A 588-nucleotide genomic window follows, 5' to 3' on the forward strand; every position below is an offset into this window, starting at 1 on the left:
CATGACCACAGACGGCACCACGACCAGGAGCCGGGCGGTCGTGCAGGACGCCTATGGCTCGGCCGAGGTCTTCCAGCTCGCCCATGTCGTGCGCCCCGGCATCGCCGACGACGAAGTGCTGGTCCGGGCGCGGGCCGCCGGCCTGGACCGGGGCACCTGGCACCTCATGGCCGGCCGGCCGTACCTGCTTCGCGTCATCGGGTTCGGCCTGCGCCGGCCGAAGAACCCCGTGCCCGGCATCGACGTCGCGGGGACGGTCGTCGCCGTCGGGTCCGCGGTGACCAGGTTCGCCCCCGGCGACGAGGTCTACGGCATGGCGAAGGGATCCTTCGCCGAGTATGCCGTCGCGCCCGAGGCCAAGCTCGCCACCAAGCCGGCCAACCTCAGCTTCGAACAGGCCGCCGTGGTGCCCATCTCGGCAGGCACCGCCCTGCAGGCCCTCGACCTCGGGCGGGTGCAGCACGGGCAGCGGGTCTTGATCATCGGGGCGTCCGGCGGCGTCGGCAGCTACGCCGTCCAGCTGGCCAAGGCTGCCGGCGCGGAGGTCACCGGCGTGTGCAGCCCGGCGAAGACGGACCTGGTGCGCGC

General features: G+C 73.5%; 1 protein-coding gene. It reads left to right on the forward strand.

The window, feature by feature from the left end; translation table 11 throughout:
• Window position 1: 1 nt before the first annotated feature.
• Window positions 2-588 (forward strand): NAD(P)-dependent alcohol dehydrogenase (locus tag ACW62_RS32790; RefSeq protein WP_157575152.1); only part of this gene is annotated, 587 nt, incomplete at its 3' end.

The sequence above is a fragment of the Jiangella muralis genome, from assembly GCF_001270745.1.
Taxonomy (GTDB): domain Bacteria; phylum Actinomycetota; class Actinomycetes; order Jiangellales; family Jiangellaceae; genus Jiangella; species Jiangella muralis.